Annotated in this window: 17 protein-coding genes and 2 pseudogenes; 10 read left to right on the top strand and 9 right to left on the bottom strand. The window is 69.8% G+C overall.

The features are described from left to right. Positions 1–11 precede the first annotated feature (11 nt). Complete coding sequence (locus tag ACZ4XX_RS25480; RefSeq protein WP_468510181.1) at positions 12–1475, bottom strand: hypothetical protein; 1464 nt, start codon at positions 1473–1475, stop codon at positions 12–14. Between the two features lie 382 nt (positions 1476–1857). On the opposite strand from ACZ4XX_RS25480, the gene ACZ4XX_RS25475 reads away from it, so the two are divergent. Then, complete coding sequence (locus tag ACZ4XX_RS25475; protein WP_468510180.1) at positions 1858–2181, top strand: hypothetical protein; 324 nt, start codon at positions 1858–1860, stop codon at positions 2179–2181. 219 nt (positions 2182–2400) lie between these two features. Here the strand turns inward: ACZ4XX_RS25475 and ACZ4XX_RS25470 are convergent, their stop codons facing one another. Further along, positions 2401–2847, bottom strand: a complete 447-nt coding sequence (locus tag ACZ4XX_RS25470) for an Imm1 family immunity protein (RefSeq protein WP_468510179.1) — start codon at positions 2845–2847, stop codon at positions 2401–2403. A gap of 349 nt (positions 2848–3196) precedes the next feature. Between ACZ4XX_RS25470 and ACZ4XX_RS25465 the strand changes: the two genes are divergently transcribed. Together ACZ4XX_RS25465 and ACZ4XX_RS25460 are read left to right on the top strand one after the other, a co-directional pair. Next, positions 3197–3682, top strand: a complete 486-nt coding sequence (locus ACZ4XX_RS25465) for a DUF1877 family protein (RefSeq protein ID WP_468510178.1) — start codon at positions 3197–3199, stop codon at positions 3680–3682. 494 nt (positions 3683–4176) lie between these two features. After that, a complete protein-coding gene (locus ACZ4XX_RS25460) occupies positions 4177–4722 on the top strand; it encodes a hypothetical protein (protein ID WP_468510177.1) in 546 nt (181 codons plus the stop codon). Between the two features lie 35 nt (positions 4723–4757). On the opposite strand, the pseudogene ACZ4XX_RS25455 reads toward ACZ4XX_RS25460, so the two are convergent. After that, positions 4758–4937, bottom strand: a pseudogene (locus ACZ4XX_RS25455) (IS5/IS1182 family transposase); the annotation flags it as partial. 25 nt (positions 4938–4962) lie between these two features. Between ACZ4XX_RS25455 and ACZ4XX_RS25450 the strand changes: the two are divergent. Further along, a pseudogene (locus tag ACZ4XX_RS25450) lies at positions 4963–5159 on the top strand (hypothetical protein); the annotation flags it as partial. A gap of 14 nt (positions 5160–5173) precedes the next feature. Here ACZ4XX_RS25450 and ACZ4XX_RS25445 read toward each other — a convergent pair. Beyond that, positions 5174–6301 carry an NADH:flavin oxidoreductase gene (locus tag ACZ4XX_RS25445; protein ID WP_468510176.1) on the bottom strand — a complete coding sequence of 376 codons (1128 nt, stop codon included), beginning with the start codon at positions 6299–6301 and terminating at the stop codon, positions 5174–5176. A 118-nt stretch (positions 6302–6419) separates the two neighbouring features. Between ACZ4XX_RS25445 and ACZ4XX_RS25440 the strand changes: the two genes are divergently transcribed. Further along, positions 6420–6854: a MarR family winged helix-turn-helix transcriptional regulator gene (locus tag ACZ4XX_RS25440; RefSeq protein WP_468510175.1), complete on the top strand. Its 435-nt coding sequence runs from the start codon at positions 6420–6422 to the stop codon at positions 6852–6854. A 485-nt stretch (positions 6855–7339) separates the two neighbouring features. Continuing rightward, the gene (locus ACZ4XX_RS25435) at positions 7340–8857 is read left to right on the top strand and encodes a DHA2 family efflux MFS transporter permease subunit (protein WP_468510174.1); all 1518 of its coding nucleotides are present in this window, start codon (positions 7340–7342) and stop codon (positions 8855–8857) included. Positions 8858–9072: 215 nt separating this feature from the next. On the opposite strand, the gene ACZ4XX_RS25430 is transcribed toward ACZ4XX_RS25435, so the two are convergent. The 3 genes from ACZ4XX_RS25430 to ACZ4XX_RS25420 all read right to left on the bottom strand — a co-directional run bounded on the left by ACZ4XX_RS25430 (position 9073) and on the right by ACZ4XX_RS25420 (position 11404). After that, positions 9073–9729 (bottom strand): hypothetical protein, encoded by a 657-nt coding sequence (locus tag ACZ4XX_RS25430; protein ID WP_468510173.1) that lies wholly within the window; start codon positions 9727–9729, stop codon positions 9073–9075. A gap of 185 nt (positions 9730–9914) precedes the next feature. Beyond that, entirely contained in the window at positions 9915–10484 is a 570-nt protein-coding gene (locus tag ACZ4XX_RS25425) for a hypothetical protein (protein ID WP_468510172.1), read from the bottom strand. 431 nt (positions 10485–10915) lie between these two features. After that, entirely contained in the window at positions 10916–11404 is a 489-nt protein-coding gene (locus tag ACZ4XX_RS25420) for an STAS domain-containing protein (RefSeq protein WP_468510171.1), read from the bottom strand. Positions 11405–11805: 401 nt separating this feature from the next. On the opposite strand from ACZ4XX_RS25420, the gene ACZ4XX_RS25415 reads away from it, so the two are divergent. Further along, a complete protein-coding gene (locus ACZ4XX_RS25415) occupies positions 11806–12636 on the top strand; it encodes a DUF1206 domain-containing protein (protein ID WP_468510170.1) in 831 nt (276 codons plus the stop codon). A gap of 315 nt (positions 12637–12951) precedes the next feature. Beyond that, positions 12952–13380 carry a hypothetical protein gene (locus ACZ4XX_RS25410; protein WP_468510169.1) on the top strand — a complete coding sequence of 143 codons (429 nt, stop codon included), beginning with the start codon at positions 12952–12954 and terminating at the stop codon, positions 13378–13380. Between the two features lie 291 nt (positions 13381–13671). Here ACZ4XX_RS25410 and ACZ4XX_RS25405 read toward each other — a convergent pair whose 3' ends face one another. Then, positions 13672–13818, bottom strand: coding sequence for a hypothetical protein (locus tag ACZ4XX_RS25405; RefSeq protein ID WP_468510168.1), 147 nt, complete (start codon positions 13816–13818; stop codon positions 13672–13674). 47 nt (positions 13819–13865) lie between these two features. Then, positions 13866–14225, bottom strand: a complete 360-nt coding sequence (locus tag ACZ4XX_RS25400; protein WP_468510167.1) for a PRC-barrel domain containing protein — start codon at positions 14223–14225, stop codon at positions 13866–13868. Between the two features lie 370 nt (positions 14226–14595). Here ACZ4XX_RS25400 and ACZ4XX_RS25395 point away from each other — a divergent pair, with 370 nt between their 5' ends. Both ACZ4XX_RS25395 and ACZ4XX_RS25390 read left to right on the top strand, forming a co-directional pair. Next, entirely contained in the window at positions 14596–14820 is a 225-nt protein-coding gene (locus ACZ4XX_RS25395) for a DUF6458 family protein (protein ID WP_468510166.1), read from the top strand. 61 nt (positions 14821–14881) lie between these two features. Then, a complete protein-coding gene (locus ACZ4XX_RS25390) occupies positions 14882–15256 on the top strand; it encodes a PRC-barrel domain containing protein (RefSeq protein WP_468510165.1) in 375 nt (124 codons plus the stop codon). Positions 15257–15412: the final 156 nt, after the last annotated feature.

The following is a 15412-nucleotide window of genomic DNA, read 5'->3' as shown; positions in this document are numbered from 1 at the left end:
GGGTGTCCCGGTCAGCGCCTGGAGATGCGGACCACGCCGGTCTCGGTGCCCTGGTGGAGGGTGCCGTCGGGGGCGGCGGTCCCCCGCATCTGGAGCGGGTTGTAGACCAGCCCGATGCCCAGATAGGAGCTGCCGAGCTGGACACCGGTGGTCGGGTCGAGGACGGCGTGGTGGTACTGGGCGAAGGTGTTCAGTCCGGCGCTGCCGGTCGGCCCGGTCACGGAGACGGTGTAGATCTTCCCGTCGGCGAGGGAGAGCCGCGGCAGGGCCGCGGACTTCACCGAGCTGTTCCACACCACGCCGCAGCCGGTTCCCTGGGCGTTGACGTCGATCCGGCTGAGACCGCCGTCGAAGTTCGCGGACGACGGCTCGCTTGCGGGAGCGCCCTCGGGCAGGGCCGGGTAGGGATATCCGTAGGTGTTGGTGACGAACACGCTGCGGCCCGAGGCGATGACAGCGTCCTCGGTGCCGCTGCGGGCGTACTGGGTGAGCACGGGGATCCGGCAGATCGGTTCGGGTCCGCCGGCCGCCCGGTAGACGAGCAGGTTCCCGTGCGGGGCGGCGTTGTCGACGATGGTGACGTACTCGGTGCCGTTGCCCGGTCCGAAGAAGCTCGGGGTGGTCCCGGTGCCCCAGCTGAGCTGGCCGGGCTTGCGTGCCGGGCCGCGGTCGTAGGGAGACCTCCAGTCCACGACGGGAGTTCCGTCGGGGGCGGACGACAGGAGGTAGAGGGCGTGGTCGGTGGCGACGGCGGTGCGGCCGGGGACCGTGGAGATGCTGTTCTGCACGCCTTCGCCGGTGCTGATGCTGCGTACGGCACCGGTTCCGGTGTCGACGGTCCCGATCACACCGCCGCTGGTGGCGAACCAGACCTTGCCGTCCCAGGCGGGCGTGAGTCCGACGATGTTGTCCCCGGCCGGGACGGCGTTGCCCAGGGGTGTCCTCTGGTCGACCCGGAGCGTCCAGCCGGATCCGGTGCGCTGGTGGCCGATGCGGACGAGATCGTTGTTGCCGTCGACGACGACCAGGCGGTCCTCGTTGTCGAGGTAGGCGTAGACGCCGCCGAACAGACTGCCCTTGGGCAGGGCGAGCGAGGCGAGGTCCGCTCCGGTGGCGGGGTCGAGCAGGTGGACGGTCGGCGTCTGGCCGAAGATGGTGGTGCAGAGGGTGACCACGTAGCCGTCGCTCCCCACGACCACGGTGGGGCAGGCCGAAGCCAGCGCCGTACGGGAGTACTTGACGGCGGCAGTACCGGGTCCCGGGTGGGGCGTGGTGCCGCTGGAGGCACTGTCACCGTGCATCGTCGCGGCGCCGTTGGCCGCGGTGACCGGGTTCTGTGGTGGCTGGGGACCGAACGGAGCGGCCGGGTCGGCGGCGGAGGCGGGGGCGCCCGTGAACCCGGCGGCGCTGAGGGCCACGGCGAGGGCGAGGGCGAGCGCGGCGAGGCGCCCGCCGGCGGGCGGGGAGAACGGCATCGGGGATCCTCGGGAGAGGGGGAGGGAGAAGCTGAAGAATGTTGCGCTGCGGACAGTGCGACGAGCTGCGCACGGCACCGACGAGCGCCGTGAGGCGGGCGGGTGCCTCGGGTGTGGCGGGCGTTGCGAATGTGCCGGGCGCTGTGGGAGCTACCGATGTGGTGGGGGAGCGGCGGACGTTGTGGAACGAGCCGACGCGGCGTCAGCCGATGGTGCGGCCGGGCCCTGGTTCCGTGTGGCGGTGGCTCTTCGGAACGGCTCTGACAGGGACGCTAGCCGCCGCTCGGTCGCTCCGGATCTCTCCGGGGCTGCCGGCCACAGCTTGTTCATCCCGTTCATGCTCCCGCAGTACGTGGGCAACACAAGGCGAGCAAGGGGCGGCATGGCTCTTCGTGACATCGCCGCAGTCGGGCAGACCCCGGAACGAGCCGCGCTGGCCGACCTCGGCGAAGCAGGCGCCGGCGACCGCGGGGCCGCGGCGGGTGTAGCCCGGGTCGAGGCGGCCGGTGTACCGGTCACCCGTGCCGGGCGCCGGGGCGGGCTACGATCGGCCATCTCCCGTACGACGCTGACGGCACAGGTGATCTGGAAGCGCGACCGGCTGACAGCCGACCAGTACGTCTCCCTCACCAAGGCGTTCACAGATCACGGGGTCCTGCCACCCGACCACACCCCCGGACAGCTCGACACCTGCTCGGGTCATTGATCCTGTGGTGGGTCGTGATCAGCTGACGGATGAGGCGTGGGGGCGGAGAGCGGTTCTGCTGCAGGGAGTGGGGCCCGGTCCTGCGGCGGGCTGACCATCAAGGTCCACCTCGTCTGCGAGGGCCGGAGCCTGCCCCGGACCGTCTTCGTCACGCCTGGCGACGTCGACGATTCGACTCCGCGACGCGGTTTCCTCATCCTGGTACAAGACCATGTACCTCTACCACTCCGGCTTCCATGCGACGCAGGTAGGGCGCTGTCCGCCAGTTGCGATGAATTCCCTGGTCGCCGCCCTGACGAGATCCACGGGGATCTCGCAGTGCTCAGGCAGTTCGCGCATGTGGTGCACGAGAGTGTAGATGGGCTCTTCGCGGGTCGCGGGAGATCCGACCGTCGCGAAATTGCCCTTCTCGTCCATGAAGGTGAGAACGCCGAACCCGGTGTCTCTGTCCACTCCGACGATGAGTTCGTGGTCGAAGTGTCCGCCTTCGAGGCGTTCGCGTTCCGTGGAGAAGACCTGGGCGAGGGTTCCGGAAGGACCGTAAGGTGATTCGGTGGCAGCCAGATCGGCGATCATCCTGTCCACATCATCCGGCGTGGCGATGCCCCGTGGCGCATCACAGTGGCTCGCCCAGTAGAAGGCCTTCGCCTTAGCGCTTTCGGTCAAGATCCGCTCCAGACGTGATGCAAGCGGTGACGCCGGAGTCGCCTCGCTTCCCATGAACTCTCACTACTCCCGCGCTCTTCCTGAACGTCATCCTCGGCGTGGCCTTGACGGCGGTCGGAGTGGCCATCGCTCCGTGGCTGTTCCCCTGCCGTGAGGGGCAGGTGGACGCGGGTCTTGCTGCTCCGGTCGCGTCCAGGACCGTATCGGACCGACCGATCGCCCAGCCGGCAGGGTCCTGCGGGCGGGGGTGGCGAGAGCGATGTCGCCGGAACGTGGCTGTCAGTGTCTGCCGGTAGGTTCTGTCCGTTCGGCCCGACCGGTGACCGTATGAGCTGAGGGATTCGTCGTAGTGAGCATCTACCTGCACTTTCGAGCTGTGGCTGAGTCCGAGATCCGGGACGACCACACCTGGCTCGCTGCGTTCATGTCGGAGACCTGGGAAAACGCCGACGACGAGTACGCGGCGGGCATAGCCCACTCGATCAACAAGGGCTGGGACGCTGTCAACGACCTCTATGCCGCAGCCGATGCCCTCTACAAGGACGCCGACGAGCCCTGGAATCTGGTGATCTACGGCGGTCGCCCTGTGCTCCACGACGCTGACGCCGACCTCTTCGATCCCCCGATGATGCTGTTGGAGTCGCCCGAGGTGTCACAGGCCGCGCGATTCCTGGAGACAGTCTCTTTCGACGACCTGTGGAACGTCGTCGATGCCCGGTTCAGTAACCTCGGCTGGACCAGGCAAGAGCACCTCGAACATCACCGAGGCCTCCGAGAGTTCTACGGGCAGGCGGCTACGGCAGGCCACGCCGTGGTCAAGGCGGTGTGGGCCTGAGACGTGACCGCCTGCCGGCTGTGACCGCGTGCTGGTCACAGCCACTCGCCGAGCTGTGACCAGCACGGTCATCTCGTAGGGCGTCAGGCCCCGGGATCATCCTGGCGTCGCACGAGTCCAGGAGTACCTCAAGCGCCAGCCGCGTCGGTGAGGGGCACGACCGGGGTGCCCGAACCGGAGTACCCCCATGCCCGGTTGCCCAGAATCCCGTGACGATCCCGTACGTCGCCTTCATCCGCTTGTCCTCCCGCACGAGCGCATGATCGACACCGTTCCAGCACGGCCGTCACGGCTGGAAGAGGGCAGGACCGTTTGGCGGCGCCGGGGGGCTGGACCGAAGCCGGTGCCTGACCCCGCCTGCACGAAGTGCTCCTGGCCGAGCTACGCAAGGCCGGTCTGCTGGACATGGACGATGTCGCGAGCGACGCCTCGCACGTACGGGCCCTGAGAGGGCTGACGCGCGGGTCACGAGCCGGGTGAGCGATGATCATGCGATGGATACGGGTATGTGGCCGGTGCTCCCGGACGCTGAACGGGATCAGTGGAACTACCTCCCCGGGCGGACCCTGGGGCCGCTGCGCATGGACATGCACCAGGAAGAGGTCATCGCAGCCCTGGCTGCGCACGGCTTCACCGCCCAGCCGGACGGATGCAGCTCAGAGTGGGTCCCCGTGAGCTTCGCCAAGGAAACCGCCTCCACGAGCCGGGCAGCGGTGGAGTGCTACTTCTACTCGGACGGAGAGCTGGCCTACGTTCACGTCGACGGACGTCTCGGCCCCCAGGTGACCTGCGAGGGAATTCGACTCATCGGCCGTGTCCCGTCGCAGCTCGCGCAGGAGATGGAGGCCTACGCGACCAAGAACGACTCCGACCTGCGGTTCGGCCCCACCGGCGACTTCTTCTGCGACGGCTTCCAGCTCGAACTCGGTGCCCAGCGCGCCGGCGACCACGTCGTGTCCTGGGCCCTGTTCTTCGTGGCGGGAGACGACCACTCGGTGACGCGCGACAACGCCCCCGAAGCGGTCTGGCACCACTGGTAGCCGGCACCACGCTCACCTGCGGTACGTGGCCTGGTCGACGGCTGCGGGATCACCGCAGGGATTCCACGCCGTCGCAGATGGGTCCGGATCGCGCGGGACGAGTACGCCGCGTCGGCCAGGGCCACATCCGGAGTGGTCCCGGGCCGTCCGGCCGGCTGCGGCACCCGCGGGCGCGCCGTCACATCGGGGAACGCGGGCGCGTCACCAGCTTGGCCGGGAACACCTGCGTCCTCGTCCCCCCCCGACGAGGACGACCCGCTCCGGTTCGCGTCGGTGGCCGTCCTGGACGAGGGCGGCTACGAGATCGTCCGTCGCGACACCACCCGCAACGAGCACGAGGCCACCACAGCGACCAGGATCAACGGCATCGCCCACGACCTCAACTCCGTTCGGCCGCCCGCGCCTTCCCCGGACGGCCGACCAGTCAGCTCACCGATTTCCAGAACACGGCTCAGCTGAGCGTCTGCACCGCGGCCGCGTCGTACGGCTTGAGCTCGTCGGTCCGCCCTGCCAGCACCTTCGCCGCCCACTCCGGGTCCTGGAGAAGTGCGCGGCCGACGGCGACCATGTCGAACTCGTCCCGCTCCAGTCGGTCGAGGAGATCGTCGATGCCCTGGACCGGGGCGCCTTCGCCCGCGAAGGCGTGGATGAAGTCGCCGTCGAGGCCGACCGAGCCGACGGTGATGGTGGGCCTGCCGGTGAGCTTCTTGGTCCAGCCCGCCAGGTTCAGGTCCGAGCCCTCGAACTCGGGGATCCAGTGGCGGCGGGTGGAGGCGTGGAACGCGTCGACGCCGGCCGCGGCGAGCGGGGCCAGGATCGCTTCCAGCTCCTGCGGGGTCTCGGCCAGCCGCGCGTCGTAGGCGTCCTGCTTCCACTGCGAGAAGCGGAAGATCACCGGGAAGTCGGACGATACGGTCTCGCGGACCGCGGTCACGATCTCGGCGGCGAACTTCGTACGGGCCACGGGGTCGCCGCCGTAGGCGTCGGTACGGCGGTTCGTCCCCGCCCACAGGAACTGGTCGAGCAGGTAGCCGTGGGCGCCGTGCAGCTCGACGCCGTCGAATCCGATGCGCTCGGCGGCCGCGGCGGCCTCGGCGAAGGCGCCGATGACGTCGTCCAGGTCGCTCTGGGTCATGGCCTTGCCCGTACCCTCGGTGCCGTCGGGGCGGACGCCCGAGGGGCCGACCGACGGGGCGTCGGCGTAGGGCGCCTGGCCCTGCTTGCGCACCATGCCGATGTGCCACAGCTGCGGCACGATCGTGCCGCCCGCCGCGTGCACGGCCGCGGCGACCTTCGCCCATCCGGCCAGCTGCTCCTCGCCGTGGAACCGCGGCACGCGGTCGCTCTGCCCGGCCGACTCGTGGCCGACGTAGGTACCCTCGGTGACGATCAGGCCGACGCCGGCGGCGGCGCGGCGGGCGTAGTACGACCGCACATCCTCGCCGGGGACTCCGCCGGGGGAGAACATCCGCGTCATCGGCGCCATCGCGATGCGGTTCGGGACAGTCAGGCCGTTCAGGGACACGGGCCGGGACAGGATCTCGGCAGCGCGGGAGGTGGGGGACGCGGTGACGGTCACAGGGACGCTCCTCGTGGCAATTACTTGACAACCTTGATGCTTGAGAACTTCATGCAACACGAAGACGGTAGAGGTCGATGCTTGAGATCGTCAAGTATCACCGGCTAGAGTGAACCTCATGACAGAAGCTCCCCGCCCCGACACGGCCCAGCTCATGGAGTTGCTCTCCGTGTCGCTCGGCGTCTACTACGGCGACTTCACCGTCGCGGCGGCGAGCGAGAACCTCACGGCGAGCCAGGGCAGGGCCCTGACCGTGCTGCGCCGGGGACCCGCCGCGATGCGCTCCCTGGCCGAGACCATGACCTGCGACGCCTCCAACATGACCGGGATCATCGACCGGCTGGAGAAGCGCGGCCTGGTGCGCCGCGAGGCCGGCGCCTCCGACCGGCGCGTCAAGAACGTCATCCTCACAGCCGAGGGAGAGCGCGTCACTGACGCGATCCGCGCGAAGATGCGCACGACGCGGGAGGGCCTGGACAGCCTCAGCGGTCAGGACCGGGACGCCCTGTACACCCTGCTGGAACGAGTCTTCGTCTCCCCGCCCGCAGCCTGACCCCACCGCGGCCTCGTGTCCTCGTGATGAACGGGTGACCGCCTGACCGCACCGGCGGCCTGGTGCCCTGGACGCGGCGCTTCCAGGGCGCCGCCCTCAGACGTCCCGGCCTCGGCGGACGGAACCATGTCGGTGGCAGGTGTCCAAGTCGACGATTCGTGAGCTCTGCACACCCCTGGCCAGACGCGACCGCCCTGACGCGCCCCGGCGCGGCGCGACCCGACGTAACCGACCGGCCCCGACCCGACCCGTGTGACGCGCCCCGACAGGCCCGACTTGACCCGTGTGACGCACCCCGACAGGCCCCGACCCGACCCGTGTGACGCGCCCCGACCGGCCCGACCCGCCATCCCGGACCGGGAAATTGGTTTGTGCTCAGGTGGCGCCCCCGACAGGATCGGGACCGCCCATGAGTTCTTCCCGGCGCCGCGGTCCGTCAGTGTGAGCTGCCACATGCGGAGGACACTCACATGACGGAAGGCGCCATGCCCGCATCACACGGAACACCCGCACCACACGCAACGCCCACCCTCTCGCCCGCCCACATCACCGCCGTGCTGCGGATTCTCGTACTGTCCACGTTCGTCGTCCTCCTCAACGAGACGATCATGGTCAACGCGATCCCGCGGCTCATGCGCGAGTTCGAGGTCACCGCAGCAGCCGCAGGGTGGCTGTCCACGGCCTTCATGCTCACCATGGCCGTCGTCATCCCGGTGACGGGATGGTTCCTGCAGCGTGTGACGACACGCACCGCCTTCAGCCTGGCCATGGCCTTGTTCCTCGCCGGTACGGCTCTGGCCGCGGCCGCGCCCGCCTACCCCGTGCTCCTGGCCGCCCGCGTCATCCAGGCCGGCGGCACCGCGGTCATGATGCCGCTGCTCATGACGACGCTGATGACCCTCGTGCCCCCGCACGACCGCGGACGCGTCATGGGCAACATCACCCTCGTCATCTCCGTCGCACCCGCACTGGGCCCTGCGGTCTCGGGCGTGCTGCTGCAGCTGGGTTCCTGGCGGCTCCTGTTCCTGGCCGTGCTGCCCATCGCCGGAGCCATGGCGATCTTCGGTCGGCGCAAACTGGTCAACATCGGTGAGCCGCAGGCCGGGCCGATCGACTGGCCGTCCGTCCCCCTGGCGGCTGCGGGGTTCGGCTCCCTCGTCTACGGCCTGAGCGGGCTCGGTGCCGGGGACGCGGCGCAGGCCCCCATCCCGCCGGAGGTCATGACGCCGGCCGGAGTCCTGCTGGTGGGCCTGTTCGTATGGCGACAGCTGGCGCTTCAGCGCTCGTCCACGCCACTGCTGGACCTGCGAGCCCTGACATTCCGTCACTTCTCCGTGGCGCTCGGCCTGATGTGCCTGTCCTTCATGGCGCTCATGGGTGCCTTCATCCTGCTGCCGATCTATCTGCAGGAGGTGCGCGGCCTCAGCTCGCTGGAGACCGGGCTGCTCCTCATCCCCGGCGGCCTGACGATGGGCCTGCTCGGACCGCAGGTCGGCAAGCTCTACGACCGATTCGGCGCACCACGTCTCGTCGTACCCGGAGCCGTCCTCACAGCGCTGTGCCTCGCGCTGTTCGCGCTCACGGGCGCACAGACCTCGCCGTGGCTGGTACTCGCCCTTCACGTGGCCCTGAGTGCCGGGATGGCGTTCGTCTTCACCCCCGTCTTCACCTCCGGCCTGTCCGTGCTGCCGCCGCACCTCTACCCCCACGGCTCCGCCATCCTCGGCTCGCTCCAGCAGGTCGCCGCCGCCGCCGGTACCGCCTTGGTCATCAGCGTGATGACAGGACACGCCGCCACGGCGGCAGCCGATGGTGCCGGCGCCACCGGCGCCCTGGCCACGGGCATCCGATGGGGATTCGGCATCGGCGCCGTGATCGGCGCCCTGGCCGTGCTGGTCGCGCTGTTGGTCCGTACGCCGCCCGCTCCGCAACAGCCCGCTGAGGCGGAGGCACAGGACGAGGACGGCACGGCGACGGACAAGACCGCCCCCACACCCATCTGACACCTGGGGGTGCGACCCGGCGCCCGACGCGGCCCATCACCGTGTCGCGAGCGCCGGGGACGCGTCATCGCCTCGGTCACCGCTGTCACGAGCCATTCCCCATGCGCCGCGGACAGGACGGGCACGGTTCCCGCGCTACCGGCTGGACGACCACACGCTGTTCTGAGGAGTTCGTCTCAAGGGGCGCACCCGGAGCCGGACGGCAGGGCCACGACTCAGGGTCCGGGGCGCAGCGCGTAGTCCCAGGCGCCGGGGTTGCGGTAGTGGTTCTTGTGTCCTGCGGTGAGGACGTGGCGGAGTTCCGCGACGTGCGGGGTGCCCCGGGGCAGAGCCAGTTGGTTGAGGACGGTCAATGCGACGGCAGGTTCCAGGTCGCCGTAGACGTCGTGGTAGCTCGCCCGCAGGCCGCGGAACAGGGCCGGGTGCAGGGCGGGGAGCCGCGCGGCGGTGCGGTACGTCGGCTCCTTCACGGACCAGCGCACCGGGCCGGAGCACTCCAGCACCCGGCCGGCTCGGCGAAGCACGGCTTCCGAACGCTCGGCCACCACGCGGTCGATGTCATTGCCGAGCACTTCGGCGAAGGCCGTCGCGGATGTGGTGTGGTCCTCGAACCAGTCCACCCACAGCGAGTACGTGACGGCCTCGGCGTCCCTGTCCGCCTCCAGGCGCTGACGGTAGCCGTCCCACAGCACGTCGGCCGGCAGCGGACCCTGAGCGCTCCGGTCCGCGAATCGGATCTCACAGGTGACCCAGTACGCGTCGAGAAGGTCGAGAAGCCCGAAGGCCAGACTCACCTGGTCGGCGGGATCCAGGTCTTCAGCGAACACATCGCCGGCCCAGGACTGCGCCACCTGGGCGGCGGTGAGCAGCACGTCCGGCTCCTCGTCGCACACCCATCCCTCGTGCACCTGCCGGACGCCCTGATCGGTTAGCCAACGCCGCGCCGCCTCTGTACCTCGCACCTCCACCGGCGAAGTATGACGGGCCTCGCAGGATCCGAACGGGACGGCCTGCCCGGGCAACGAAGGCGAGTGGTCACCCGCGATTGTCTTTCCGCTCATCGGATCGTCGGGCTGATGGTGCGGGCTGGGGAGGGTGTTCGCTCGTACCTGTGCCGGATCCAGGGGATCCGAATCCGCCTGCCCCAGAGAAGCGGCACTCCTCCCGGACGAGCAAGAACCCCGCCCCGGCCCGGCACGCCGCAGAACCAGAGGGTGTTCATGCCTGCCACATGGTCCCAGCGGAAGTTCAGGGCCACGACAGACCGCACAAAGATCGTTCCGGAGTTCGCCGGGCGCAACTGCACCACCGGGCCTCCCCACAGAGAGGGCAGAACCGCGACCGGGTGCGAGGTCCACGGATGGTGGCGCAGCCGACGGCGTATGCGCACCGCGTTGAACACCGTGCACCCCCCGAAGATCGCTGCGGAGATGAAGAGCACCCAGAGAACAGCCATGAGCGAACCGAGCCACTCCACGCCCGCCTGGCCGGCGGCAACGCCGATCGCCGGACTGCCGACAGTGCCGACCAGGCCGGCCCCGAGCCACACCCAGGCGATGCGCCAGTACCGCCGGAAGCCGCTCCGCGTCGCGGCATGCTGCCAGGCCGTGGACTCCGTCCGTACCACTGCACTCCCTGCTCCACCCTTGCGCCACGCTTGCCGTCCACAGCGTGGCAGACCCGCCACCACGTGTCGTTTCCTTGCTCCGGCAGTCTCGGGCAGGTTCACGATGCCAGCCCCGCGCACAGAATCAAGATCCGAAGGAAACGGCCAGGACCTGTCCGGTCGATCACGGGTGTGGGCGGTCGGGGGATGATGCGCGAGCGAGCACCATCGTCACGTTCCTCGTGGCCCCGGACGCTGCTGTTGAGGATCCACTTGATCCACCTGACCCAGCGCGCGCCACACTGCATAGCATCGGGGCTGCTTTCGACCGGCCTGTTGCCATGTGCCGGTGGTGGCACAGGAGTGGGGCCCGCAGGTGGTTCGTGCGGGCCCCACTCCCTTCCTCGTCTATGGAGCCGAGTACGCGATCGAGAGCGCAACGCGGCAGTACATCAGCGTTCTGCGGAGCGTGTGCGGGGCGGAGAGGGCGCGACGGCCGTGGCGAGAGGTGCGGGGTTGCCAAGGAACAACGAGGACCGCTGCCGGCGTCGGGCCGCACGCCATGAGGATGGAGGTCGTGACGTGGCCGCTGCCGTCAGCGGGTCCGCCTGTGCCGTCGCCCGTCCCGAGGGGTCGGCCGCGGCCACCGCCAGGAGGCGATGAACGGCCCGAGAGCGGTTGGCGAGTGTGAGGCGGCGTCCGTGCCGGGGCCACCAGTCGAGGACGGCGAGGAGGCTGGAGTCGCAGAAGGCGACCCGCGCGGTGTCCAGTACGAGCCCGGTGTAGCCGTCGGCCGCTGCCGAGGCCAACAACGCACGCAGCGGAGCGATGCTGTAGCAGTCGATCTCTCCGATGAGGCGGACGACCAGCGTGGTGCCGAGCGTCGTGCAGGAGTCGACGACTATGACGCCGGGCGCGTTGTCCGCGCCCGAGTCACGCACGACGGGAAGGGCAGGGGCAGCGAGCGAGGCGGGCAGTATCGGGGCCGTGCTTGAGGTACTCACAGACCCATCAACGCCTTGCGCACGGTGTGGGGATTCGAGGCACGCGGCTCTTTCACCCCATCTGAGCAGCAGCGATACCCAGCACGAGCGAAAGATGCCACCCGTACGGGTCAGATGGGAGAGTCTGTTCACCGGCTCCGAGCGGGGGCATCGAGCAGACACCGGGGCGTGGGCCGAGCCCGTGGGTCGAATCCGCGGTCGGATGGTCACGACAGCGCTGGCGGTCCCCGGAGAGCACGTCTCGGCGACGTGTCGAGAACGCTGTCGAGTGAAGTGCGGTGGTTCGACCGGCGTGGACGGGGCAGCCGAAGGTTCCAACCCGAGGGGAGTGACCGGTCATGACCACAGGAGAGCCGTCCACGGCAGTGGTGGGGCGAGCGGACAGCGCACGGGTCGTACGGGCAGGTGCTCGCGCGGGCTTCGTGGCGCGAGGGGTGCTGTACCTTCTCATCGGCGTCCTGGCGGTACGCATCGGCCTGACAGGCACGAGCGAGCAGGCCGACCGAGGCGGGGCCCTCGTGGAGGTCGCCTCGACGCCGTTCGGGTCCATCCTGCTCTGGAGCCTCGGCATCGGCCTCGCAGGGATGGCGTTGTGGCGGCTTTCGGAGGCGGTCTTCGGGGCCTCGGGGCCGAAGGGCGACCGGCCCGGCAAACGCGCTCTGTCCGGTGGCCGGTTCGTGTTCTACGCAGTGTCCTGCTTCCTCGTCCTGTCCTTCGCGACAGGGGACCGGGACAGTGGCGCGGGCTCGACCGACAGACAGAGCCATGACCTCACGAGCCGCCTCCTGGCGCTGCCGGGCGGCCCGTGGTGGGTGGGGGCGGTGGCCGCGGGAATCCTGTGCGCGGGGCTGTGGATCGGAGGCCGGGCCGCGTTGCGGAAGTATCGCGAGCATCTGGAGTGGCAGCGGATGTCCATGCTGCAGCGGCGCTTCATGGACGTGACGGGTACAGCGGGCGGCGTCGCACGCGGGCTCGTGTTCGCCGCCGTCGGCTTCTTCGGCCTGAAGGCGTCGAGTGAGTCCGATCCGGACGAGGCCAAGGGCATGGACGACGCGATCCGCTCGTTCGCCGAGGCCCCGGTGGGCCCGTGGCTGCTGGTCGCCGTGGCCGCCGGTCTCGTGCTCTTCGGGGCGTTCTCCTTCGGCCAGTCGAAGTGGCGTGAGGTCTGATCCGCCCTCCCCTGTACGGGCATCCCGCTCCCGGCTGAGGACGCTGCGCGCGCATGCCGCTCTTCCTGCCGCTCTTCTGTTGCCGGCCGGAGCCTCGTTGCTTCGGCCGGTTCGGTCGGTTCGGTCGGTTCGGCGGGTTCGGCCGGTTCGACACGGCGGATCGCTACCGGCGGTGATACCGCCGTCCATTGGCTCATCTCACTTGTGACGAGATGCCATAGGGGTCATCCGGGTGTCTTTCTCCCCGCTTCGCAACGGAACGCGGCGTTCACGTCGTCGTCATCTGCACGTTGCACGACGACCGAGGAGACGCTCATGACCGAGTTCCAGGCGCTCACCACGACTCCGCGCGCACTGTCGGATCTCGACCCGTACCGATTCCCTGCCGTGTACGTCGAAGACCGGACCGGAGAGACATCGGCGGCCTTCGGCATCATGGACTATGACGACTACCTCGAGCCGGAGCCCGCGCCTTCGGGCAACCTGGCCGACCGCCTGCAGCCGTCCGACTGCCTCCCGTCGACCGATCGCCGCCGGTCGGCCGACCGGCTCCAGCCGACCGACCGCCGCCGACTGGAACTGCAGGCCGCTCTCACCACGGCGGGTATCGCACCCCTGCCGGGCGACCTCGACGCCATCGAGGTGCTGTGCACCCTCGACGACACCACCCACAACGTGCTCCGTCGTTGGCTCGGCAACGGCCTGCTCGAGCCGGCCCCTCGGTCACGAGAGCGGGCTTTCTGACTCCGTTCGCGGTCGCGGGCTGCGACGTCGGCTGTGAGGCTGTGAAGGTCAGGTCGCCGACCTTGAGACCCGAGCCCGGTCCCGACCCCGGCCCCGGCCTGGTCCCGAGCCCGGTCCTCCTCCGCCGGCGTCGGCACGCAGCGGCCCTGGGCGGGTCCCTTCCGCGAGGCCGGCCGCCGCCGAGGCTCGCTCGCTGCCTCGTCCGGCGGTGTCGCCGCGCACGGCGACGCCCCGCGCCGTACGTCGCGCGGGGCGTCGTTCGACCGGTCCGCCGGACCGGGTGAGCAGCCGTCAGCGGCGGCCGCGCAGCTTGGAGACGAGGCGCTGCACCTGGGTGCGCCTGCGGGGGTCGGCGGCGGCCCGGCGGACGGACGCCGCCGCGCTACGGCCCTGAGGACTGTGGGTGAATCGCTTGATACGGGTCAGCAGTGCGCTCATGGGAATCTCCTTGGATCGCGAGGGCGGGATGTTCCTGCGGGGATCGCCTACCGGAAGAACGCCAGGTAGTAGTCGACGAGCTTCATCCGGTGCGGCTGCTCGTCGTCGCGGTCGCGGTCGGGGCCGGGTTCGAACGGCGGGGACGCCTCGATCTGCTGCTTGGAACAGCCGATGTGGACCCTTTCCGTGCCGGGGTCGACCGCGGTCACGACCCCCGCTGGAACGATGACGCGTCTGCCGGGGATCCAGGGGGCCGTGTCCACCACGACGTGGGCGCGGCCGACCGTGGGCTCGTGCGTGTCGACCGTGCCTGCGAACCCGTCCGTGGCCTCGACCCCGTACCCGGTCAGATCGAGATGCGCCGCATGGGCCGCGGTCTCCCTGTAGGTCCAGATGTCGTAGGCCATGGCTACCTTCTTCCGTCGAGGACGAGGCCACCGGGGTCGGTGGCTTCGTGTTCGTGACTTCGTGTTCTGTTACTCCGTGTTGCCCGTCGTCGCCGTCGCACACCATCGGGATCTGCCGGATCGCAAAGTCCTCCGGCCGGCGGGTCGGGGACATGGCGAGCCGCCCGCCTGCCTCCCACCCCGGACGGCACGTCCAGGAGAGGTGGGGGAGGCGCGTCCGGCCCTCGCGGGTCGGCGAGCGCGCGGGCGAAGCCGACCGAGCAAGCGAAGCCGACTGAGCAAGCGAAGCCGACCGAGCCCGGGAGCGCGGCATGATCCCCGGAAGGCCGGGTACCCGGACGCTGTCCAACCCGCATGGGAGGGAGCAACCATGGGTCTGGGACTGTTCATCATCATGATCGCCGTCGGCGCCATCCTCACCTTCGCGTCCGACTGGGAGCTCGAAGCGGTCGATCTCGATCTGGTCGGCCTGATCCTCATGGCGGTCGGGTTCCTCGGAACCGCCGTGTACACAAGCGTCCTTCGCCGCCGCCGGATGGTGGTTCCGCCCGTGGCCCCCACGGTCACGGACCAGGACCGGCGCGACCTGCTCTGAGGGGGTCCGCACCGGCGGTGCCGAGACGCACACGACGAACAGCGACAGAGGAGTGACAGTGATGACCGAGCACATCTGGTCCTACAGCAGCGAGTCCGGCCACCTGGCGGGCACCGACCTCACCGGATGGCGTGTCGAGGCGGCCGACGGGCACATCGGCAAGGTGGACAAGCACTCCGACGAGGTGGACGACGCCTACCTGGTCGTGGACACGGGCGTCTGGATCTTCGGCAAGGAGGCGCTGATCCCGGCGAGTGCGGTGACCCGGGTGGACCTGGAGGAGTTCACGGTCCACCTGGCCCTGTCCAGGGAACAGGTGAAGGACGCCCCTGAGTTCGTCTCCGACAAGCACCTCGCGGACCGGCAGTTCCGCGAGGAGATCGGCCAGTACTACCGCATCGGCGGACCGTTCTCGGGCGGCACCGGTGCCATCTGACACGGCGCGGTCGGGGCTTGGAGTCCGCTCGGACGACGGCGTGGGGGGGGGGGGGGGGGGGGGGGGGGGGGGGCGCGCCCCCCCCCCCAGAGAGGACGCCGCCCGGATCACCCCCCTCCCCACCCCAGAAGGGAGCGAGAGGTGAGCTAAGGGTGT

It is taken from the genome of Streptomyces sp. NPDC029956 (assembly GCF_055574655.1).
This window is presented reverse-complemented; position numbering and strand designations above follow the sequence as displayed.

Bases quoted from the DNA above. Each gene is read 5' to 3' on its own strand.
- ACZ4XX_RS25480 (WP_468510181.1), bottom strand. From the start codon at position 1,475: ATGCCGTTCTCCCCGCCCGCCGGCGGGCGCCTCGCCGCGCTCGCCCTC.
- ACZ4XX_RS25475 (WP_468510180.1), top strand. From the start codon at position 1,858: ATGGCTCTTCGTGACATCGCCGCAGTCGGGCAGACCCCGGAACGAGCC.
- ACZ4XX_RS25460 (WP_468510177.1), top strand. From the start codon at position 4,177: ATGGATACGGGTATGTGGCCGGTGCTCCCGGACGCTGAACGGGATCAG.
- ACZ4XX_RS25440 (WP_468510175.1), top strand. From the start codon at position 6,420: ATGACAGAAGCTCCCCGCCCCGACACGGCCCAGCTCATGGAGTTGCTC.
- ACZ4XX_RS25435 (WP_468510174.1), top strand. From the start codon at position 7,340: ATGCCCGCATCACACGGAACACCCGCACCACACGCAACGCCCACCCTC.
- ACZ4XX_RS25415 (WP_468510170.1), top strand. From the start codon at position 11,806: ATGACCACAGGAGAGCCGTCCACGGCAGTGGTGGGGCGAGCGGACAGC.
- ACZ4XX_RS25410 (WP_468510169.1), top strand. From the start codon at position 12,952: ATGACCGAGTTCCAGGCGCTCACCACGACTCCGCGCGCACTGTCGGAT.
- ACZ4XX_RS25405 (WP_468510168.1), bottom strand. From the start codon at position 13,818: ATGAGCGCACTGCTGACCCGTATCAAGCGATTCACCCACAGTCCTCAG.
- ACZ4XX_RS25400 (WP_468510167.1), bottom strand. From the start codon at position 14,225: ATGGCCTACGACATCTGGACCTACAGGGAGACCGCGGCCCATGCGGCG.
- ACZ4XX_RS25395 (WP_468510166.1), top strand. From the start codon at position 14,596: ATGGGTCTGGGACTGTTCATCATCATGATCGCCGTCGGCGCCATCCTC.
- ACZ4XX_RS25390 (WP_468510165.1), top strand. From the start codon at position 14,882: ATGACCGAGCACATCTGGTCCTACAGCAGCGAGTCCGGCCACCTGGCG.